The sequence below is a fragment of the Achromobacter sp. genome, assembly GCF_032113835.1.
GTDB lineage: Bacteria > Pseudomonadota > Gammaproteobacteria > Burkholderiales > Burkholderiaceae_B > Achromobacter.
In genome coordinates, this window is record NZ_DAMCTG010000017.1 from 1 (window position 1) to 20,551 (window position 20,551).

The window sequence follows — 20,551 nt, forward strand, 5'->3', positions numbered from 1 at the left end:
CAACGCGCGGGCGCGGCTGTCGCGCGCGGGCAGCGAACGGGCGCTGGCGCGCTGGCAGGGCCTGCCGGGTGGCGCGGCGCCCCGGGTTTGCGGCACGGTCCAGGTCGAGCGCGACGCGGGCCGGTCGGCGGCGCTGGCCGGCACCCTGGAAGCCCTGGCGTTTCCGGCGGACTGGGTGCGCCAGGTGACCCGGGAAGAGGCCAGCGCGTTGGCTGGACTACCGGTGGCGCGCGGCGGCGTGTTCTTTTCGCAAGGGATGCTGGTGCAGCCGGGGCTGCTGATCGACGCGCTGCTGTCCGCGTCCGGCGCGGTGGTGATCCCCGGCCGCGCCGAGCGGGTGGCGCCCGCGGGCCAGGGGTGGCGCGTGCTGGACGCGTCGGGGGCGGAGCTGGCCCGGGCCGACACCGTGATCCTGGCCAATGCCGCCGGTTCGCGCGAGGTGCTGGCGGCCAGCGGCCTGTTGGACCCGCTGCCGCGCGTCGCCCAGATGCATGCGCTGGCCGGTGAGGTCACCCTGATTCCCGCCGCCGTGCTGGATGGCGGCCCGCAGTGCATCGTGGGGGGCGAAGGGTATCTGTTGCCGGACATCGGCGTGGGCTGCGTCGTGGGCAGCACCTATGTCCACGGCGCCGCCGAGGCCGTGGTGGGCGCCGAAGGGCAGGGCGTCACGCTGGGCAAGGCCGCCGGACTGCTGGATGGCCGCTTTCCGGCATTTGACGCGCTGGTGCCGGGCAGCCTGCCCGGGTGGGCCGGGTGGCGTGCCGTTCTGCCGGGCCGTTTGCCGGCGGTCGGCGAACTGCCGCATGCGCCCGGCCTGTGGCTGGCCGCAGGCTATGCGTCGCGGGGGTTGTCGTGGTCGGCGCTGATGGGCGACCTGATTGCGGCCCGCCTGATGGCCGAACCGCTGCCGCTGGAGGCCGATCTGGCCCAGCTTGTTTCACCGCGATGAAAAAAATTTAATGCGGGCCGGACGCCGTGCCCGGCTGGCGTAGAATTGTAAGAATTGCCGGAATTTGGCGCCAATAGGCCGCAATTGACCTTTCGGGACAGCAATTCGGCGACTCGGCGGCGTCTGCGCGCCTGGCGCAGGCCAAGGGCTTCATGCCCCTTTTTTGGATGAATTAATCGTCCAAAAGAGGGATCGAGTTTATTTCAAAGCTCAAATCCGTCAAAATAGCGTCTTTTGATGGTTTTTGGCTTAAGCCGGGGGATGCTCTGTGCCGCCCAAGTTCGACTTTGCCCATACTACCCAGCTCGATAATGTCGAGCTGCTGACGTCCCGCCCCAGTCGCATCGATTTCGACGCGGGCGATGGGTTGCACCTGGTAGTCGAGGCGCATGCGCCTGGAGTTTTTCGCCTGCGCTGCGGCGAGGCGAACCACTTCAATGATGACAAGCCCGGCGCGCGCGTGCGCGCCGTGGCCGAAATGCTGCTCGCGCGCCAAGAGGCGGTGGGCGAAGCGACCATTGCGCCCCGCGAAGGCGGGGACGGTTGGCGAATCACCCAGGGCGACGTTGCCCTGGAGATTCAGACCAACCCCGTGCGGGTCGCCCTGTACCGCAACGAAGACCGCGTCTTCGAGTCCGAGGTTTCCGCGCATACGCCCGCATTCGGGCACAACGCGCTGGACCAGGCTGACGACGCCGTCTGGACGGCCGGCTTCACGCTCGGCGCCGACGAGCGGGTGTTCGGCCTGGGCGAAACGCCCGGGGACCTGAACCGCCGCGAGGAATCGGTGGTCTCCGACGACCCCGAGCACCGTGCGCTGCCGCTGGCATGGAGCCCGCGCGGTTGGGGCGTCTACGCCAACACGATGCGCCGCGTCGAGCATTCGGTGGGCGTCGCGCCCGCGGATTCGGCCTATGTGCTGACCGTCGACGACGCGGTGCTCGACCTGTTCCTCTTTGCCGGCGAACCCGCCGAAATCCTGAATCAGTACACCGCGCTGACCGGCCGCGCCGGCCAGCCCGTCCTGTGGGCAATGGGCGCGTGGCTGCAGCAGGCCGCGGGCGAAATGCCGACGCAGACGGTGGCGCTGGTGGCGCGCATGCGCGAAAACCAGATTCCCGTCGATGCCGTGACGCTGGCCCAGCCGGTCGCTTGGGGCTTTCAGGCGGACAAGACGGTTTTCGAATGGGACGCCCAGCGCTTTCCCGACGCCAAGCAGATGCTGGCGCTCTTTCACAAGCACAACGTGCATGTGGCGGCCTCCGGCTTTCCGGGCGTCATCAAGACCAGTCCGCTCTTCGAAGAGCTGGAAGACCGCGGCTGGCTGCTAACCAAGGACGACGGCGCCGCCCAGGTGTTCGACGGCAATGCCGCCACGTCCGGCCAGCCTTACGGCCTGCTGGACCTGACCTACCGCGACATCTACAACCTGTGGGTCGAACGCCACCGCCAACTGGTGGAAGACGGCCTGGACGCGCCTGCGTGCGACGCGCAGATCGCCATCCCCGATGGCGTGACCGCCCGCAACGGCGAGACCGGCCCGGCCCTGCGCTCCATGTACCCCTTGCTGGTTCGCCGCGCGCTGTTCGACGCGGTGGCCGGACTGAAGGTGCCGCCCGAAGGCGTGGTGCCCAGCGCCGACCTCTTCCCGGCGGCCCAGCGCCTGCCGTGGCAGGTGGGTCCCCAGGTCGACAACACCTGGGAAGGCCTGCGCCACACGCTGCGCACGTCGCTGTCGATCGGTTCCAGCGGCGTGCCCGTCCAGGTGCACAACATCGGGTCCGCCTCGCGCGACCGTTCGGGCATGACGTCCGAGCTCTACCTGCGCTGGCTGACCGCCGGCGTGTTCTCGGCCAACTTCGCCTTCCAGGGTGTGGAAGGGCTGATGCCCTGGGATTTCGGCGACGAAACCCTGTCCCACGCCAAGACCTGGATGCAGTGGCGTTACCGCCTGGTGCCCTATGTGCTGGGCGCCATCGAGGACTCGGCCCGCACCGGCCTGCCGGTGCAGCGCTCCATGGCGCTGTCGTTCCCGAACGATCCGCACGCCCATGAATGGGATCTGCAATACCTGCTGGGTCCGGCCCTGCTGGTCGCGCCGATCACCGAACCGGGCAATCAGGTGCGTGTCTATCTGCCCAAGGGCGAGGCGTGGTGGGATCTGAACACCGGCCATCGCTACGAAGGCGGCACCACCTGGACCATCGATTGCGAGCTGGGGCAGTTCCCGGTGTTCGGCCGCGAGGGTCACATGCTCTGTCTCGGACCCGCCGCACAGCATACGGGCGAGTTCAACTCGGCCCGGATCCTGGACGAGGTCTGGATGTTCGGCATGCCGGTGCATAACCCGGTCGTCATGCGCAACAAGATCCGCGTGATGCAGATGCAGGGCTCGAGCTACATCAAGGGTCTGGAAGGGCTGCGGATTTCGCCGTCCGAAGGCCTGGAAGTGAAGCGCCGCGGCGCGGAAGTCCGCATTTCGCGCGCTCGCTGAACCCGGATCGGCCGCTCGTCGGCCGCCAATAGAAAAGGGCAGTCAGGAAGGCTTTCCTTCCCGGCTGCCCTTTGTGTCTTTGCCGGATCGCCGTTGTCGGGGCACTTGCGCGTCCGTTGAGATGCGCAGCGGGGCCGCGCCGGCAACTTATATTACTTGCAGTTATTAAAAATGGAAAAAACGGTCGTTCTCTTTAGAAGAGAAAAGATACAAAATCGCTTGCCATGATTCACATCGAGAACCTATCCAAGACCTATGCCACGCCGCACGGAGAATTCCAGGCGCTGCGGGGCATCAACCTGCACATCGAGCAGGGCGAGGTCTTCGGCATCATCGGCCCCAGCGGGGCCGGTAAAAGCACGCTGGTCCAGTGCATCAACCTGCTGGAACGTCCCAACCAAGGCAAAATTTCCATCGGCGGCCAGGCCCTGACGGGCCTCAACGAAGCGCAACTGCGTGAACAGCGCCGCCGTATCGGCATGGTGTTCCAGGGGTTCAACCTGCTGTCGCGCCGCACGGTGTACGGCAACGTTGCCCTGCCGCTGGAAATCGCGGGCGTGGCCAAGGCCGAGATTCCGGCACGCGTCGAGCGCCTCTTGGCGCTGGTTGGCCTGGAGCATCTGCGCGACCGTTACCCCAGCCAGATCAGCGGCGGCCAAAAGCAGCGCGTCGGCATCGCCCGGGCGCTGGCCAACAATCCGGACGTCTTGCTGAGCGACGAAGCCACGTCCGCGCTGGACCCGGAAACCACGCACAACATCCTGGCGCTGCTGCGCGACATCAACCGCAAGACCGGCGTGACCGTGGTCATGATCACGCACCAGATGGAAGTCGTGCGCGAGGTCTGCGATCGCGTCGCCGTGCTGTCGCAGGGCGAGGTCGTTGAAGTGGGCAGCACGCGCGAAGTGTTCGCCCAGCCGCGCCACGACGTGACGCGCAACATGGTGTCGGCCGCCACCGCGTCGGAACTGACCGACGCCACGCTGGCCGCCGTCAAGGAACGCATCCGGGCGCTCACCGCCGCCAAGCCGGGCCAGGCCGTGCGTCTGCTGCGCCTGTCGCTGACCGGCACCGACGCATCGGGCGCCTTCCTGTCCGACCTGACCAAGCAGTTCGCGCTGGACGTGGGCCTGGTTCAGGCGCGCGTCGAAGACATCCAGGGCGTGGCCGTGGGCACGATGTTCGTGCTGGCCCAAGGCGCGCCCGTCGCGCTCAAGGACGGCATCGCCGCCTTGAACGCCCGTGACATTACCGTTGAAGAAATAGCTCATGAGTCCGCAACTGATCGACCTGCTTATTACGTCGCTGCTTGACACCCTGCTGATGGTGGGCGTGGCCAGCGCCATCGCGGTGATCATCGGGATTCCGCTCGGCGTGACGCTGACGGTGACCGCGCGCGGCAACATGCTCGAGAACCAGCCCGTGAATCACGTGCTGGGCGCCATCATCAACGCGACCCGTTCCGTGCCGTTCGTGATCCTGATGGTCGCGATCATCCCGTTCACGCGGTTGGTGGCGCAGACCTCCATCGGCACCACCGCCGCCATCGTGCCCTTGTCCGTGGCCGCGATTCCGTTCATGGCCCGCATCGCCGAAAACGCCATGCGCGAAGTCGATCCGGGTCTGGTCACCGCGGCGCGCGCGATGGGCGCATCGCCCATGCAGATCATCATGAAGGTGCTGCTGCCCGAAGCCCTGCCGGGCCTCATCGCGGCGACCATCGTCACCGTTGTCAGCCTGATCGGCTACTCGGCCATGGCCGGCGCCATCGGCGGCGGCGGGCTGGGCGACCTGGCGATCCGCTACGGCTACCAGCGCTTCCAGTCGGACGTCATGGCCGCGGTCGTGATCGTGCTGATCGTTCTGGTGCAGGCCATCCAGAGCCTGGGCGACCGCTTCGTGCGCCGCATGTCGCATCGCTGATCCACTTTGTTTTTTCCTACTTCCGTCATATCGGGATATCGCAACATGAGCATCAAGGTTTTGAAGTCGCTGGCCGCGTTCGCGTTGGGCGCCGCCGTTTTCGCCCAGCCCGCGCTGGCTCAGGACAAGCCCCTGAAGGTTGGCGTCACCGCCGGCCCGCACGCCCAGATCTTTGATGTGGTCAAGGCCGAAGCCGCCAAGCAGGGACTGAACCTGCAGGTCATCGAGTTCTCGGACTACGTGCAGCCCAACGTGGCGCTCGCCGCGGGCGACCTGGATCTGAACAGCTACCAGCACCAGCCCTACCTGGACAACGCCAACGCCGACCGCGGCTACAAGCTGGTCAGCATCGCCAAGACCGTGATCTTCCCGATCGGCATCTACAGCAAGAAGATCAAGTCGCTGTCCGAACTGAAGGAAGGCGCCCGCATCGCGCTGCCGAACGACCCGACCAACGGCGGCCGCGCGCTGCTGCTGCTGCAGGCCAATGGCCTGATCAAGCTGCGTCCGGAAGCGGGCCTGAAGGCCACGCCGATCGACGTGATCGAAAACCCCAAGAAGCTGCGCTTCATCGAACTGGACGCCGCCCAGCTGCCGCGTTCGCTGGACGACACCGACGCCTCGGCCGTGAACACCAACTTCGCGCTGGAAGCAGGTCTGAACCCGACCAAGGACGCCATCGCCCAGGAATCGCCCGATTCGCCGTACGCCAACGTGCTGGTCGTGCGTGAAAAGGACAAGGACCGTCCCGAGTTCGCCAAGCTGGTCTCGATCTATCACAGCGCGGCGGTGAAGGAATTCATCCAGACCAAGTTCAAGGGCGCCGTGGTCGCTGCCTGGTAATTTGGGAGCGGGATGCGTTTTGAAGACGGCCGCCGCGAGCGGCCGTTCTTTTTGGAAGATTGCATCGGTGTGAGGCAGGCGGGTCGCCCCCTGCAACGCGACCAACGGTCATTTTTTGACAAGCCCCTCGAAATCCGCCATAATTTCGGGCTTCGGTCGGGTTGTTAGCTCAGTCGGTAGAGCAGCGGACTTTTAATCCGTTGGTCGCGAGTTCGAGTCTCGCACAACCCACCACCCCCTGCCTTTTCACGAAGGCAGAAGAGAATCAAGCACTTGCGAGCGATCGCGGTGCTTTTTTTTCGTCCGTAGGGGACGCGGCGTCCGAGCAAAAACTGGCCTTTGCCGGAAAGCTACGGGACTTTCGATGCTGCACAGACCTGGTACATCGCACCTTTGCGAATCCGCGGCCCCTGAACAGAAACTTCAGACGCATCCGCTACGCGGGTGTGTCCGGACTTTTTAGCAGTTCGATGAACCCCCGAGCAGCCTGATCGATCTGCGCGTCATCCCACAGCAAGCCAAGGGGGACGGCATTGCTGACTAGTGCCAGCGGGACGATCTTCACCAAGCCCAGGCTAACGTAATACTCCGCCATCGAGCGAGTGAGCAGGCCCAAGTGATCGGATTCCTGAAGTAAGGCCTGCTGAGTCAGCAACGAGGCGGTCTCGATTGCGGGCATCGGCGGCTCCAATTTTTTCTGAAGCACAGATTGCTCGAAGGTTGCTCTGGTCAGCGTGCCATGCGGCGGAAGAATCCAGGTGTAGTTCGCGATCTTGGTCCATGCAGGCTTCGACTGGTGGATGAGATGGCCAGCCCTGGCGACGATGACAATCGAATCCCGGTTTAAAAGTGCCGTGGAAAAAGGCGTTGCGAGCGCCCGACTGTCCAATGGGCCAAGCACCAGATCCACTTCGCGACGTTTCAGGTGTTCGACGAGCAAGTCGAACGGCCCCTCGCTCACTAGGATCTGGACACCCGGATGAGCCTGCCGAAAGGTTTCGATGGAGCGAGGCAGGAACAACATTGCTGCCGAAACAATGGCGCCGATGCTCAACCGTCCAGAGGAACCTGCTTTCAATGCTTTGAACTCGCTGTCGGTACGGCGGACGTCGCCGACTGTGCGCATCGCATAGTTGCGAAAGATCAGGCCAGTTGGTGTCAGCCGCAGTTTGCGGCCCCGCACGAAGAGTTTCAGACCCACAACTTCTTCGAGATCAGCCAACCAGTGCGACACGGCCGGTTGCGTCAAATGCAGCGTCTGCGCGGCTGCCGTAATGCTGCCGGTGTGGTCCAGAAGCAAGAAAATTTCCAGGTGACGCAACTTGAGCCGTTTCGCCCAGGAGATACCTTCAATCTGCCAGTACATGAGGAAATACTTATGGAAAGCCAAGTTTATTTCATTAGAATTTTATAACTGCGCACGGAATAATTCATCACTCGACAACAGGGGAATAGAGTGAAGAAAAAGCTGGCAAATGTCCTGCTCATCGTTTCGGCCGTAGGCGGCTTCTCGCATCAAGCCCTCGCGGATCCCAGCACCTATCCGGACCGGCCAATTAAAGTCGTCATCCCTCAAGCTCCCGGCGGTGGCACTGACATCGTCGGTCGGCTCTGGGCCTCGTGGGTCAGCAAGGAAATCGGTGGCAATGTCATCGTGGAAAACCGTCCAGGCGCCAACGGCGTCATCGCCGCAAGCTACGTCAAGCAGCAAAAGAACGATGGATACACGCTTCTGGTAGCTGGCGTTTCGCAGCTTGCATTCAATGCGTCCATGTATAAAAACCTGCCCTATGACGTTCTCAATGACTTCGACGGGGTCGCCTTGTTGGCAAACACGCCGCTGATGCTCGTTTCAAGCAAGGCTTCTGGTCTGACGGATTTCGGCAAGTTCGTTGCGTACGGCCAAGCGAACCCCGGAAAGCTCACCTATGCCACCGCCGGTAACGGCAACTCGACGCATCTTGCGATGGCCATGTTGTCCAAGCGGTTGGACCTATCCATGACACACATTCCGTACAACGGCTCTACCGCTGGTTTAAATAGCGTCGTGGGCGCGCAGACAGATGTGATGTTTGACGTATTGAACACCGCTGCAGTGCAGGCAAAGGCAGGAAAGGTCAACGCGCTGGTCATTCTTGGAAACAAGCAGGAGGCCGACTTGCCGGACGTGCCGACAATCGCCGATGTGGGGCTGAAGGATTTTCCCTTGCCCGGCTGGTATGGCATGGTTGCGCCCAAAAATACGCCCGAACGCATCCGCGTGAAGCTTAACGACGCGACGCAGAAATTTTTCGCTGACCCAGAGATCGCGGCAAGGCTTCGCGAGCTGAAAATGGAGCCTCTGCCGTCACAACCGACGGACGTGCTGGCCTGGGCGCAACGCGATGCAAAGGTTTGGGGACCGCTGATTACCGAGTTGGGCATTGCCAACGAAGTTAAGTAGATCAAGCCCATCTAGACGCTGACACGGACTGAACATGGCAACTCAACTGATTTTCGACAATGTGCTGGCTGGCGACGAGATGATGCATGTGAGCGCATCAAAGGGCTGGGCGCCACCGGTGGCGGCAGTAGCAAGGGACCGCGGCGACGGCCCCTATGCGCGCCTCGTTTTGCGCGGAGCGACCGTGCTGGATGGCACCGGCGCGCCGCCATGGGGGCCGGCGGATATCGTCATTGAAGACGGCAGGATCACCGGGATATTCAACGTCGGTACGCCGGGGCTTCCTATCAAGCCCGGTCGGCGACCTGCGGCAGGTGACGTCGAGATCGACTGTTCCGGTAAGTACATCACGCCAGGCCTGGTTGACGCGCATGCGCACATTGGCACGCCATATCACAACATGACGGGCGGCTCGCCGCCTTCCGACTATATTTACAAACTTTGGCTTGCTCATGGTGTGACCACCATTCGCGAGATGGGGCTGCTGAATGGTCTGAGCTGGACTCTGGAACAGCAGAAGCTGGCGGACGGCGGGCAGATCGCCGCCCCGAATATGACCCTTTACGCGTATTTCCCAGCCATGGCGGACCGCTTCAAGAGTCTGCACACACCTGACCAGGCGCGGCGGTGGGTCAACGCAATCAAAGAACGCGGCGCGGCGGGGATCAAATTTTTCGGCGCACCGCCTGCGATGATGGAGGCGGCGCTCGATGAGGCGGCCAAGGTCGGCTTGCGCGCGGGATGCCATCACGCACAGATGGCCGTCAGCAGAATGAATTCGCTGAAGACGGCACGATGGGGCCTGACCAGCACCGAGCACTATTACGGCATCCCAGAATCCATGTACACGAACAGCGTGCTTCAGGATTTTCCCGCCGACTACAACTTCTATGACGAGTACCACCGCTTTTCCGTAGCGGGGCAGCAATTCCTGCAGGCTGCGGAGCCAGGTTCAAACAAATGGAACGATACGCTGGAAGAGTTTCTGCGTCTGGGGCATACGTTTGTGCCGACGTTCAACATCTACGATGCCAATCGCGACGTCATGCGAGCCCGACAAGCTGATTGGCACAAGGACTACACCTGGAGCACCATCTGGAAGTACTTTCAACCGCAGCGAGGCGGACACGGATCGTACTGGTATCGCTGGAGCACGACCAACGAGGTCGAATGGAAGCGCAATTACAGCGTGTGGATGCGATTCGTGAATGACTATAAGAATCTGGGCGGTCGCGTGTGCGCCGGCAGCGATTCCGGCTTCATCTATCAGATTTACGGCTTCGGGCTGATTCGAGAACTGGAGCTGCTGCAGGAAGCCGGATTCAACACGCTGGAAGTCTGGAAGGCGGCGACCATCGACAGCGCGGCCTTGCTAGGGATGGACGACGAGGTCGGCTCGATCGAAATCGGCAAGCGCGCCGACCTGTTGATCCACAAACATAATCCGCTGGCCGACACCAAGCTTATGTACGGTACGGGAGCCATGCGCTTGAACGACGATACTGGGCAGGTGGAATGGCTCCGCAGTCTGGAAACGACCATCAAGGGCGGGGTGCTTTACGATACGGAAGCCTTGCTTGCCGATGTGAGGGAAATGGTCAAGCAAAGCTTCGATCATGAGTAATCCAAACGCACCCTCATTGGACATCACCGTGCTATCCGGCAGGTTGGGTAGCGGCAAGACCACGTTACTGACTGATTGGCTGAAGGCTTACCCCGCTGCCGACGTGGGACTGATCATCAACGAGGTTGGTGAGCTCGACATCGATGGCGCGCTGGTGATGAACCAGGCCAAGGATCAACCCATTACGATCTTGCCATCAGGGTGCCTGTGCTGCTCGATGCAGGACGATCTGGTCAGCACGATCGCGACGCTGATAGAGGCGAAGTTCGAGCGGGATGGCACAGCGCTGCGGGCGGTCATCATTGAAACCAGCGGCTTGGCGCGGCCTACGGCGGTGGTCGCGTCGCTGCTGACGCCTGAATTGATGCAGTATGGCTTGAACGTCCAGATCGTCTGTACATTCGACAGCGAAGCCGGACCGGAAATGTTGGCCGATGATGCGCCCGGTCGAGCTCAATTGGCCTGCGCGCAGCGCATTATCTTCACGAAGTTGGACCGAGTTTCCGCCTTGGAGGCGCAGCACGCTTTTGATTTGGTGAAGGCGATCAATCCGCTCGCTGAGCTGGTCCTTGAATTCGGGCGTGACAAGCTGCTGCCACTGGCTTTCTCACGCTCGCGCAGCCTGACTCGCGAGAACTTCCACGAATTATTGTTCATCAAGCCAGACCCCACACCGCACTCGAATGTCCGGGTCGTCTGTCGGCAGTTGGATGCGGCGCTGGATTGGGATCGGTTTTCGGCTGGTCTGGACGACCTGGTAGCGTACTGCTCCGACCACCTCCTCAGAACCAAGTTTCTGTTGAGGATCGAAGGCGCGTCTTCGGCGGTGCTGCTTCAGAGTGTCGGGTATCGCTTCAGCAGGCCGACGATCGTTGAGGGTTTGCAGCTGACTTCAAGTCGACTGGTGTTCATTCTGGAGAACTACGACGAAGATCTGTTCAACGCTCAGTTCGGGATCACGATCGGCGCCTGTGTCGACGCCCCGCCGGGTGGCTAGGCGTGCTGAACACGCCTTTTGCAGATATTTTGTAATTTCTGCTTCCGGCACGGCGCGCGAAAACAGAAATCCCTGCAGCTCGTCGTCGCTCAGGCTGGTTCCAAAATCGCCCGGCGCAGCAGCAACTGATAGGTGCGCCGCGCAAGCCACTCGACGAGGATGACGGCGCTGGCGCGCCTGGCTCCAACGGCGGGCAGCTTGTCCGCGGGTCAGCGCGATGAACGGGCGCAGGTCCGGCTCGCACACCACATAACGTCCCGGTGAAACCAATTCGTCGTAGACGTTGCTGCTTGGCTGCTCCAGCTTGCTCTGGCCCATCGCGGCCAGGAAACCGACAAACGCAACCAGCAGCAGGACAAGGAGTCCGCCGGCGGAACGGGGAAGCGGCCCTTCTGTTTTTTGCATTCTCGCGAGCTGGCGCCGCGCTGATGCTGCCCGGCACGGTGCTTGCTAAATGCCAGGGTTGCCATTCACCGCGATCCCCTGCGGATCGAAGACACCCGATGGACCTCGCGCAAGCGCAAAACCTGGCTGACGATCCGTCATTGCCGTCATCCCCCCTTGTCGTGATATCGCCCCATCTGGACGACGCCGTCCTGAGTTGCGCGGGCCTGCTGGCCGCGCGGCCGGGCAGTACGGTCGTGACGGTGTTTACGGCGCGGGCGCCCATGCAGCACCCGCTGACCGACTGGGACCGCCGATGCGGGTTCGACAGCGCCGACGCCGCGATGACGTGCCGGCTGGCCGAAGACAGGGAGGCGCTTGCCATCGTGGGTGCGGCGGGGCGGGCGCTCGGCTTTCTGGACTGTCAGTACACCGCGACGGCGGATCAGGACGCGCCGCCGATCACCGAACGCCTCTTCCACGTGCTGGCGGGCCTGGCGCCCGCGAGTGTGGTGATGCCGCTGGGCGTCTTCCATTGCGACCACGAGCGCGTCAGCGACGCTGCCCTGATGATCCGCGACGCGCTGCCCGGCGTGGCGTGGTTTGGTTACGAGGATGTACCGCATTGCGACCGGCCTGGCGTCGTGCAGGCCCGATTGGCGCAATTGCATGCTCGGGGCGTGACGGCCACCCCAGTTCGTCTGGCGGTGGATGCGGCAAGCAAGGCGCGCGCCATCGCGGCCTACGCCTCGCAACTCAAGGGCTTGGAAAGCACGGCCTTGGAGCTGGCGGTGCATGAAACGTATTGGCGGTTGACGGGCGGCACGACGAATACGAATTGAAATGCAAAGCGAGGCTTCGGGCCCGCTATGGTCCCTGTACGGTTCGAATATGTAATGTCCGTTTACATGTCACGTGTAACGACTAAAATCGGGACACCTCTGCGCCGGCTGCCTCGCCGGCGGCCCTGCCTCCCGCGTTGCGCCGTATCCCCAGGCGCCCATAACCGTGCAACCTGTCATCGGCTCGTCTCCCGCCTCCACGCAGCAAGGTTCCGTGTATGCCGCCCGCATCCGTCAGGTGCAGGTGGACTCGCTGCGGCGCATGTTTCCCTTCGCGCTGGCCGGGTCGCTGATCACCGCGTGCTTCTCGGTTTTCGCGTTGCTGGACGTGCTGCCTCGCCAGCAGATCCTGCTGTGGATCGCCGTCACCCTGCTGGTCGGCGCGTTGCGCCTGGCGGCCATGCTGCTTTACGACCGCCGCCGCGCCGATCCGGCCGCTGCCCGGATCTGGGTGCGGCGCATGCTGGTCGGCAATCTGTGCTCGGGCATCCTGTGGGGCCTGCCGTTCGCGTACTGGACGTTCATCGTTCCGCTGGAATATCAGCTTTTCTTCATCGTCATCCTGTTCGGGCTGGGCACCGGCGCCATCTACTCGAATTACATGATGCTGCCGGTCATGTACGCCTTCGAAATCCCCGCCTTCGCGCCCATGTTCATCGCGCTGGCGGCGCAGCCGTCCGCCATCCATCTGGCGCTGGTGACCAGCGGGCTGGCCTACCTGGTCGCCACCCTGGCGTTCATCCACCGCATGAACCGCACGCATCTGGACGCTTTGCGGCTGGGCTATGAAAACCTGGCGCTGCTGGAACAGGTGCGGCAGGAGAAGGCCGCCGCCGAACGCAGCGACCTGGAAAAGTCCCGTTTCCTGGCCGCCGCCAGCCACGACCTGCGCCAGCCGGTGCATGCGGTCAACCTGTTCCTGGGGCTGCTCACGAACGAGCGTCTGTCGCGGCATGGGCGATATCTGGTCGACAACATCGCCAGTGCGATGGCGGCGATGGGCCAGTTGTTCGATGCGCTGCTGAACCTGTCGCGGCTGGATGCCGGCGTCATCGAGACGCGCGTCGAGGCCTTTGCCATCCAGCCGCTGCTCGAGCGCCTGCGCGCCGAGTACGCGCCCCAGGCGGGCGAGAAGGGCATCACGGTGCGGGTGCGCGCCAGCGCGGTCAGCGTGCGGTCGGACCCCATCCTGCTTGAACGCATCCTGCGCAACCTGATCAGCAACGCCATCACGCACACGGCGGGCGGGCGGGTGCTGATCGGATGCCGGCGCACCGGCGGCCGACTGCGGATTGAAGTGTGGGACAACGGCCCCGGCATCCCGAAGCTGGAGCAGGAACGCGTGTTCTGGGAATTCCATCAATTGGGCAACCCCGAACGCGATCGCAGCAAAGGCCTCGGGCTGGGGCTGGCCATCGTGCGCCGCACGGTGCGCCTGCTGGGGCACGAACTGTCGTTGCGCTCGGAGGAAGGACGTGGAACGGTCTTTGCCGTGACGGTGCCTGTCGCGGACCGTGCGGCGGCCGAGCCGCTTGCGCGGGACCTGGGCCCCGCCATGCCGCCGTCGGCCGCAACCAGCGACGGCCTGCCCGGCAAGCTGGTCCTGCTGGTGGATGACGATCCGCAGAATCTGGCGGGCCTGTCCATGCTGTTCGAGAGCTGGGGCTGCCGCGTCATCGCCGCCGGCAGCGGCAATGCGCTGCTCGAGCGCGTGCTGCCGCTGGCCGAGCGTCCCGCGCTCATCGTCAGCGACTACCGTCTGCGCGACCACGAGACCGGCATCCACGTCATCGAAAGGCTGCGCGAGGAATACAACGATCCGGACCTGCCGGCCTTGCTGGTCAGTGGCGACACGGATCCGGCCCGGTTGTCCGAAGCCGCCGCCCGCGGGGTGCCGCTGCTGCACAAGCCCGTGCAGGTCCAGGCGTTGCGAGAGCGCGTGGCCGGGCTGCTGCAGGCCACCCCTGTCCACCCGCTGACCGGAGACGCGGAATGACGGCGGTGCTATTGATCGACGATCATGCGATGTTCCGCGAAGCGCTGGTCATGGCGCTGGAAGATGCGCTGCCCGACGTGACCATCCACCCGGCGGCGAGCGGGCAGGAGGCGCTGGACGTGCTGGACCGGCACGCCGCCATCCGCAGCGTCATCATGGATTTCTATCTGCCCGACGTCGCGGGTGCGGACCTGCTCAAGCGACTGCGGCAGCGACGGGCGCAGTTGCGCGTGCTGGTGTTGTCGGCGTCGCTGGATCCCGAGGACCAGCGCCGCGCCATGGACGCGGGGGCGCATGGATTCATGAACAAGTCCGCCAGCTGTCAGGAGCTGGCGGCCGCGCTGCTGGCGATCGGGGATGCGCCGGCGCAGGCCATGCATACCGGATCCGTTTCAGGGGTTGCCGGCGCGGCGCAGGACGAGGCGGCGCTGCTGCGCGCGCTGACGCCGCGTCAGGGCGAGGTGTTGCGGCTGATGTGCGACGGGCTGCGCAACAGGGAGATCTCGGAGCAGCTCAACATGACGGAGAAGACCGTCAAGACGCATGTGTCGGCCATCCTGGGCACGCTGGGCGTGCCAAACCGTACGCAGGCCACGCTGGTGGCAAGACGCGGCGGCGTATTCGGCAAGCCGCTCTAGGACCAAAGGGCCGGCCAAAATCCCATGCGCCGCTCGCTGGGGGGGGCGAGGCCAGTTTCGATGCCGCGGGGGCGCTGTCTTCCGTTTTTCAAGGGCATCGCGTATAACAGCCGAACGGTATGTGCGCCGCAACATGGTTCATATCGCAGTCATCTGATCGCCCGCTCACCCCCCAGCCTCCCGCAAGGAGTACCGCCGTGGCCCGATCCAAAGCGTCATCGACTGACCGCGATCCCCTGTTGATCGACCTGGCCCTGCAGGGCGGCGGCGCGCACGGCGCGTTCACCTGGGGCGTGCTGGACCGGCTGCTGGAAGAATCGTGGCTTGGCATCGACGGCATTTCCGGCACCTCCGCCGGCGCCATGAATGCCGCCGTGCTGGTGCTGGGGCATGCCCGGGGCGGCGCCGACGGCGCCCGTGCGGCGCTCGAGGACTTCTGGCGCCGCGTGTCCGAGGCCGCGCGCTTCAGCCCCTTTCGCCGTAGTCCGCTCGACATCCTGATGGGTTCCTGGTCGCTGGATCATTCGCCCATGTTCATCGCCTTCGACCTGGCGTCGCGGGTGTTTTCGCCCTATGACCTGAGCGCTGCGGCCAATCCGCTGGCCGCCATCCTGCAGGAAGTCATCGACTTCGACGAGCTGGCGCGCGCGCCCATCCATCTGTTCATCACGGCGACCAATGCGCGCACCGGACGCGGCCGGGTGTTCAAGAATGCCGAGGTGAATGCCGACGTGCTGCTGGCTTCGGCCTGCCTGCCGACCATGTTCCGGGCCGTGATGATCGACGGCGACCCCTATTGGGACGGCGGCTACAGCGGCAATCCCACGATCACGCCGCTGGTGCGGGAATGCCAGTCGCACGACACGATCCTGGTGCAGATCAACCCGGTCGAACGCCCCGGCCTGCCCAGCAGCGCCCGCGAGATCATGAACCGCCTGAACGAAGTCACGTTCAACGCATCGCTGCTGAAAGAGCTGCGCATGATCGCGCTGCTGCGCCAGGTGGCCGACCCCGGCAACGGCGAAGGCAAGATGTGGGCGGACATGCGCATCCATCGGGTCTCGTCCGAGCTCATGGTGGAACTGGGCTATTCCTCCAAGCTCAACGCCGAATGGCCGTTCCTGTGCATGTTGCGCGACGAGGGCAGGAAGGCCGCCGACCGCTTTCTGGCGGAGCATGGCGACGACCTGGGCAAGCGGTCATCGCTGGATATCGACGAACTGCTGGGCGAGGTCTGATCATGGGACTTTTCGGCATCCTGCTCGCACTGATACTGCTGATCGGGCTGGCTTACCGCGGCTGGAGCATCCTGCTGCTGGCGCCGGCGGCGGCCATGGTGACGGCGGCCGCGGCGGGTGAACCGCTGCTGGCGCATTGGACCCAGACGTTCATGGGTGGCGCGGCCGGATTCGTGGCTCAGTTCTTTCCCTTGTTTCTGCTGGGGGCGCTGTTCGGCAAGCTGATGGCCGACAGCGGGTCCGTGACGGCGATCGCCGACGCGATGACGCGCAAGCTGGGCGCGCGGCGCGCGATTCTGGCGGTGGTGCTGGCAGGCGCCATCGTGACCTATGGCGGGGTCAGCCTGTTCGTGGCGTTTTTCGTGCTGGCGCCCATGGCGCACGCGCTGTTCCGGTCGGCCGGAATTCCGGTGCGCCTGATGCCGGCGGCCATCCTGCTCGGCACGTCCACGTTCACGATGTCGGCGTTGCCAGGCACGCCGGCCGTGCAAAATGCCATTCCCATGCCGTTCTTTGCGACCACGCCGTTCGCCGCGCCCGGACTGGGCATCATCGCCAGCGCGATCATGCTCGGATTCGGACTGTGGTGGCTGAGCCGGGCGGAAGGCTCGGCGCGGCGTGCGGGCGAGGGCTATGTCGCGCCCGCAGGCATGGCCGCCGACGTATCCGAGGACGTTCTGGTGCGCGAGCGCGCCACCGTTGCGCGCGAGTTCGATCCCGCCGAAATGCACCACGGCCAGCGCAGCCCCGACGCGCCGTCCACGCTGGTGGCCGCGACGCCGCTCGTGGTGGTGATCCTGGTCAACCTGCTCATGACGCTGATCGTCCTGCCGCGCATGGACACCGCGTGGCTCGCCGAGCCGCGTTGGGGCGGCACCAGCCTGGCCGCGGTGGGCGGCGTCTGGTCCGTGATCACCGCCCTGCTGGCGGCGATTGCCGTGCTGGTGGCGCTGAACTTCCGGCGGCTGCCATCGCTGCGCGACACCATGGACGCGGGCGTGAATGCCTCGGCGCTGCCTTTGCTGAGCGTCGCGAGCCTGGTGGGATTCGGCGCGGTAGTCGCGTCGCTGCCGTCGTTTGCAGCGGTGCGCGATTGGGTGCTGTCGATCGAAGGCGGGCCGCTGGTGTCGCTGGCCGTGGCGACCAACGTGCTGGCCGCCCTGACCGGGTCGGCATCGGGCGGCTTGACGATCGCCCTGCAATCGCTGGCGGCCACGTATATGGAGCTGGCCCAGACGCTGGGCATCGATCCGGCGCTGATGCACCGCGTATCGGTGATCGGCGCGGGCACGCTGGACAGCCTGCCCCACAACGGCGCCGTAGTGACGCTGCTGGCGGTGTGCGGGTCGACGCACCGGGAGGGCTACATGAACATCGTCGTGGTGGGCATCGTGGGGCCGATCATCGGGCTGGCCGCCGTGATTGCGCTGGGCAGCGCGCTGGGTTCTTTCTGACGCGGCGCTGCGCCGGTCAGGACAGCGTGCGCGCGGGCAGCGCCGCCGACAGGTCGTTCAGATTGAAGCCGCAGCACCGCGCCCGCTCGGCCAGCATTTCGCTCTGCGCCAGCGCGCGGCTGCTTTCTTCCAGCAGCACGTCCAGTTGCTCTTGCGGGGTGGCGGCCATCGCCCACGCGCGGTCGGCAAAGCGGACGGCGAACTGGTCCACACAGGTCTTGCAGATGGCCGCGCCATTCTGCTCGAGCAGCGGCGCGCCCTGCGCGAGCGTCGATTGGCAAAACAGACAGGCGAGGGCGTGGTTCATGCGTCGGGCGGCCGGTGCGAAAGGGAACAATGGCGGCCGCACGGATGGCGGCGCCTGTCATTGAACAACGGCCGCGCACGCCCAGTCTTAAATCGCGATCCGGCCCCTTAATCGACGTTGAAGCCGCCCGGTCCGGCCTGCCCGAGCAGTTCGCGGGCGCACTGGACCGCTTCGCCCGGTGTTGCGACCACTAGGAACGGCAGGCCGAAGGCGCGGGCCATCTTTTCGCCGCGCTTGCGCAGCTTGCCCAGCGCATCGGTGTCGCGCTCGACGGCGATGAACGCCCGGCAGCGCGCCCGCAGGCGCGGCATGTTGGCCGTCTGCCATTCGATCATGGCCTTGCGGTCCTCGTGCGCGGCCTCGTGGCGCGTGTCCGGCACCACCATCACGAAGCTGCGCGGGTTCTCCACCAGCAGCTCCATTTCGCGGATCCATGAGGCCGAGTACCCCAGCGGCGCGCCGCCGTGGCGGGCTGTCACAATGGGAAATTGCGACAGGTCGTGGAAGAAAAACTGATCGTGGTTCATTCGAAGGCTCCGTGGGGCAGGGCGGGATCGTCCTTGGCGCAGCCGCAGTTGCCGTAAAGCACCAGGCTGTAGGACTCCAGTTCGAAGCCGCTGCGCCGCGCGATCTTCCTGACCAGTTGCGCCATGGCGGGATCGCTGGATTCCCGGATCTGCCCGCAACGCGTGCAGACCAGGTGGTCGTGATGGCCCTTGTCGCTCAGTTCGAACACATTGGTGTGGGTATCGAGCTGAGTGCGTTTGAGCAGGCCGGCGTGCTCCAGTTGCGTGATCACCCGGTAAACCGTGGCCAGGCCGATATTGCTGTGATCCGAGATGAGGCGGCGGTAAATGTCCGCGGCGCTCATGTGCTTGTCTGCGTGGCGGTAGAAGATGTCCAGGATCTTCATCCGCGGGAAAGTGGCTTTGATGCCGGCGTCGCGCAGCCGTGTGTGGTCCATGTGAATTCTCCATCCCGGGGGGCTGATACCCCGCTGATGAGAATGATGTACATTTTCAAATGGATCCGCTAACGGGAACCCGTCAACCTGTACCTCAAACCTGCCAACCATGCTTCAATCGGCCGCCGCTCCCTCTCTGCCCGACGTCATGCTGAAGCCGTTCAGCCTGCGCAGGCGGCGGGAGTCCAAGGGCATTTCCGTGCCCGCGCACACCCACGCCGAGGGCATGCTGGTGCTGGTCCACGAAGGGCTGGTGATGGTGCAGTCGGGCGAGCGCGTGCTGACGGTGTTGCCGGGTAGCCTGGGGTGGATTCCCCCCGGCGTGCAGCATGGGGCGCGCTGGTTCGGCGAGGCGCGCGGGTCATTCCTGCACGTGCACCCGGACATCTGCGGACGCCTGCCGCCAAACTGCCGCGCGTGGCCGTCTTCCCGGCTGATCGAGGCGCTGGTCGAACGCTTTACGGAAGGCGGGTGGCAGGACGCGCCGCCGTCCTACCAGGCGCAGCTTTTCGACGTGTTGCTGGAGGAACTGCGGCAGCGCACCTTCGACGCCACCGCGCCGCTGCCGATGCCGGCCGATCCCCGCCTGCAGGACCTGGCCAATACGTTGCTGGATACGCCGGACGACACGGCGGGCATCGACGAGTGGGCGCAGCGGCTGAACATGTCTTCGCGCACGCTGATGCGGCGGTTTCGCCAGGAGACTGGCGTGACGCTGGGGCAGTGGCGCCAGCAGGCCCGGCTATTGCGGGCGCTGGAAATGCTGTTCCGCGGCGGATCTGTCACCCAGGCCGCGCTGTCGGTCGGGTATGAAAGCACCAGCGCGTTCATTGGAAGTTTCCGCACGGCGTTCGGCATGACGCCAACGCGGTATCTGGCGGATCGCGGCGAGGGGTAGCGGGGTCAGGGAGTTACACGGTTATGCGGCGGCGGGCTGGTCCGGATGCGCCGGGCCTTCCGGGTCGTTTTCGGCGTCCGGCCGGGGCGGCACCGGCGTCAAACCGAGCGACAGCCGCAGGCGCTGGCAATCCGGATTGGGCGAGCCGTCCGGCATCCAGATGTCAAACTCGCGGCACGGCGTGGGCCGGTTTTCGTAGATGTCGCAGTGGATGCCGGGCTTGCCCAGCTCGCCGCGCAGCGAGACGCAGCGCCCGCCGCCCATCTCCGTGCCCTTCATGCAGGCGCGCAAAGGGCTTATCTGGGTGACCAGGTCCAGCGGCACGTGGCCGCCGTTTTCACCGGCCAGTTCACCGACGTAGAACGACACGCGAAAGTGCGCGCAGCAGGCGCCGCAATCCAGGCAGGGATTGACGGACGGGTCGTCGCCGGCCAGCACCGCGGGCGATACGAACGAAACAAGCGAAGTCAGTGTCAGGGACATGGGCGTAGGTCTGAAGGCCGGAAATATTATCTGGATTCGAGTTGCGGCCGCTACGACTTTTTTCGGGGACATTG

Annotated in this window: 20 protein-coding genes and 1 tRNA gene; 15 read left to right on the forward strand and 6 right to left on the reverse strand. The window is 64.6% G+C overall.

What is annotated here, in order from left to right:
* From RT697_RS08985 to RT697_RS09010, 6 genes are all read left to right on the forward strand, one after another.
* The coding region (locus tag RT697_RS08985; RefSeq protein ID WP_313698252.1) for an FAD-dependent oxidoreductase at nucleotides 1-949 on the forward strand (949 nt) is incomplete at its 5' end.
* A 268-nt stretch (nucleotides 950-1,217) separates the two neighbouring features.
* Nucleotides 1,218-3,443 carry a TIM-barrel domain-containing protein gene (locus RT697_RS08990; protein ID WP_313698253.1) on the forward strand — a complete coding sequence of 742 codons (2,226 nt, stop codon included), beginning with the start codon at nucleotides 1,218-1,220 and terminating at the stop codon, nucleotides 3,441-3,443.
* A gap of 224 nt (nucleotides 3,444-3,667) precedes the next feature.
* Complete coding sequence (locus RT697_RS08995; RefSeq protein WP_313698255.1) at nucleotides 3,668-4,756, forward strand: ATP-binding cassette domain-containing protein; 1,089 nt, start codon at nucleotides 3,668-3,670, stop codon at nucleotides 4,754-4,756.
* Entirely contained in the window at nucleotides 4,713-5,366 is a 654-nt protein-coding gene (locus RT697_RS09000; RefSeq protein WP_056569227.1) for a methionine ABC transporter permease, read from the forward strand. Before RT697_RS08995 ends, RT697_RS09000 begins: the two co-directional genes overlap by 44 nt.
* 45 nt (nucleotides 5,367-5,411) lie before the next feature.
* Nucleotides 5,412-6,209: a MetQ/NlpA family ABC transporter substrate-binding protein gene (locus RT697_RS09005; protein ID WP_313698256.1), complete on the forward strand. Its 798-nt coding sequence runs from the start codon at nucleotides 5,412-5,414 to the stop codon at nucleotides 6,207-6,209.
* A gap of 158 nt (nucleotides 6,210-6,367) precedes the next feature.
* Nucleotides 6,368-6,443: transfer RNA gene (locus RT697_RS09010), tRNA-Lys, on the forward strand.
* Nucleotides 6,444-6,645: 202 nt separating this feature from the next.
* On the opposite strand, the gene RT697_RS09015 is transcribed toward RT697_RS09010, so the two are convergent.
* A complete protein-coding gene (locus tag RT697_RS09015; protein ID WP_313698258.1) occupies nucleotides 6,646-7,575 on the reverse strand; it encodes a LysR substrate-binding domain-containing protein in 930 nt (309 codons plus the stop codon).
* Nucleotides 7,576-7,665: 90 nt separating this feature from the next.
* Here RT697_RS09015 and RT697_RS09020 point away from each other — a divergent pair, with 90 nt between their 5' ends.
* The 3 genes from RT697_RS09020 to RT697_RS09030 are packed head-to-tail and all read left to right on the forward strand — an operon-like array spanning nucleotide 7,666 to nucleotide 11,273.
* The gene (locus RT697_RS09020; protein ID WP_313698259.1) at nucleotides 7,666-8,652 is read left to right on the forward strand and encodes a tripartite tricarboxylate transporter substrate binding protein; all 987 of its coding nucleotides are present in this window, start codon (nucleotides 7,666-7,668) and stop codon (nucleotides 8,650-8,652) included.
* 34 nt (nucleotides 8,653-8,686) lie between these two features.
* Nucleotides 8,687-10,276, forward strand: coding sequence for an amidohydrolase family protein (locus RT697_RS09025; RefSeq protein WP_313698260.1), 1,590 nt, complete (start codon nucleotides 8,687-8,689; stop codon nucleotides 10,274-10,276).
* Nucleotides 10,269-11,273 (forward strand): GTP-binding protein, encoded by a 1,005-nt coding sequence (locus RT697_RS09030; RefSeq protein ID WP_313698261.1) that lies wholly within the window; start codon nucleotides 10,269-10,271, stop codon nucleotides 11,271-11,273. Before RT697_RS09025 ends, RT697_RS09030 begins: the two co-directional genes overlap by 8 nt.
* Here the strand turns inward: RT697_RS09030 and RT697_RS09035 are convergent.
* On the reverse strand, nucleotides 11,169-11,678 hold the full coding sequence (locus tag RT697_RS09035; RefSeq protein WP_313698263.1) for a hypothetical protein: 510 nt from the start codon (nucleotides 11,676-11,678) through the stop codon (nucleotides 11,169-11,171). The genes RT697_RS09030 and RT697_RS09035 overlap by 105 nt on opposite strands.
* Nucleotides 11,679-11,776: 98 nt before the next feature.
* Between RT697_RS09035 and RT697_RS09040 the strand changes: the two genes are divergently transcribed.
* From RT697_RS09040 to RT697_RS09060, 5 genes are all read left to right on the forward strand, one after another.
* Nucleotides 11,777-12,499 carry a PIG-L family deacetylase gene (locus RT697_RS09040; RefSeq protein ID WP_313698265.1) on the forward strand — a complete coding sequence of 241 codons (723 nt, stop codon included), beginning with the start codon at nucleotides 11,777-11,779 and terminating at the stop codon, nucleotides 12,497-12,499.
* Between the two features lie 166 nt (nucleotides 12,500-12,665).
* A complete protein-coding gene (locus tag RT697_RS09045) occupies nucleotides 12,666-14,495 on the forward strand; it encodes a hybrid sensor histidine kinase/response regulator (RefSeq protein ID WP_313698266.1) in 1,830 nt (609 codons plus the stop codon).
* Nucleotides 14,492-15,133 carry a response regulator transcription factor gene (locus RT697_RS09050; protein ID WP_313698268.1) on the forward strand — a complete coding sequence of 214 codons (642 nt, stop codon included), beginning with the start codon at nucleotides 14,492-14,494 and terminating at the stop codon, nucleotides 15,131-15,133. The genes RT697_RS09045 and RT697_RS09050 overlap by 4 nt, the downstream gene beginning before the upstream one ends.
* Nucleotides 15,134-15,387: 254 nt before the next feature.
* A complete protein-coding gene (locus tag RT697_RS09055; RefSeq protein WP_409517418.1) occupies nucleotides 15,388-16,371 on the forward strand; it encodes a patatin-like phospholipase family protein in 984 nt (327 codons plus the stop codon).
* Nucleotides 16,372-16,373: 2 nt separating this feature from the next.
* Nucleotides 16,374-17,825 (forward strand): GntP family permease, encoded by a 1,452-nt coding sequence (locus RT697_RS09060; RefSeq protein WP_313698271.1) that lies wholly within the window; start codon nucleotides 16,374-16,376, stop codon nucleotides 17,823-17,825.
* A gap of 16 nt (nucleotides 17,826-17,841) precedes the next feature.
* Here the strand turns inward: RT697_RS09060 and RT697_RS09065 are convergent, their stop codons facing one another.
* The 3 genes from RT697_RS09065 to RT697_RS09075 all read right to left on the reverse strand — a co-directional run bounded on the left by RT697_RS09065 (nucleotide 17,842) and on the right by RT697_RS09075 (nucleotide 19,096).
* On the reverse strand, nucleotides 17,842-18,132 hold the full coding sequence (locus RT697_RS09065) for an MSHA biogenesis protein MshH (RefSeq protein ID WP_313698272.1): 291 nt from the start codon (nucleotides 18,130-18,132) through the stop codon (nucleotides 17,842-17,844).
* Nucleotides 18,133-18,239: 107 nt separating this feature from the next.
* Entirely contained in the window at nucleotides 18,240-18,659 is a 420-nt protein-coding gene (locus RT697_RS09070; RefSeq protein ID WP_313698274.1) for a hypothetical protein, read from the reverse strand.
* Complete coding sequence (locus tag RT697_RS09075) at nucleotides 18,656-19,096, reverse strand: transcriptional repressor (RefSeq protein WP_313698275.1); 441 nt, start codon at nucleotides 19,094-19,096, stop codon at nucleotides 18,656-18,658. Before RT697_RS09075 ends, RT697_RS09070 begins: the two co-directional genes overlap by 4 nt.
* A gap of 109 nt (nucleotides 19,097-19,205) precedes the next feature.
* On the opposite strand from RT697_RS09075, the gene RT697_RS09080 reads away from it, so the two are divergent.
* Nucleotides 19,206-19,994 carry an AraC family transcriptional regulator gene (locus tag RT697_RS09080; RefSeq protein ID WP_313698277.1) on the forward strand — a complete coding sequence of 263 codons (789 nt, stop codon included), beginning with the start codon at nucleotides 19,206-19,208 and terminating at the stop codon, nucleotides 19,992-19,994.
* A gap of 21 nt (nucleotides 19,995-20,015) precedes the next feature.
* On the opposite strand, the gene RT697_RS09085 is transcribed toward RT697_RS09080, so the two are convergent.
* Nucleotides 20,016-20,477 carry a YkgJ family cysteine cluster protein gene (locus tag RT697_RS09085; RefSeq protein ID WP_313698279.1) on the reverse strand — a complete coding sequence of 154 codons (462 nt, stop codon included), beginning with the start codon at nucleotides 20,475-20,477 and terminating at the stop codon, nucleotides 20,016-20,018.
* Between the last annotated feature and the right edge of the window lie 74 nt (nucleotides 20,478-20,551).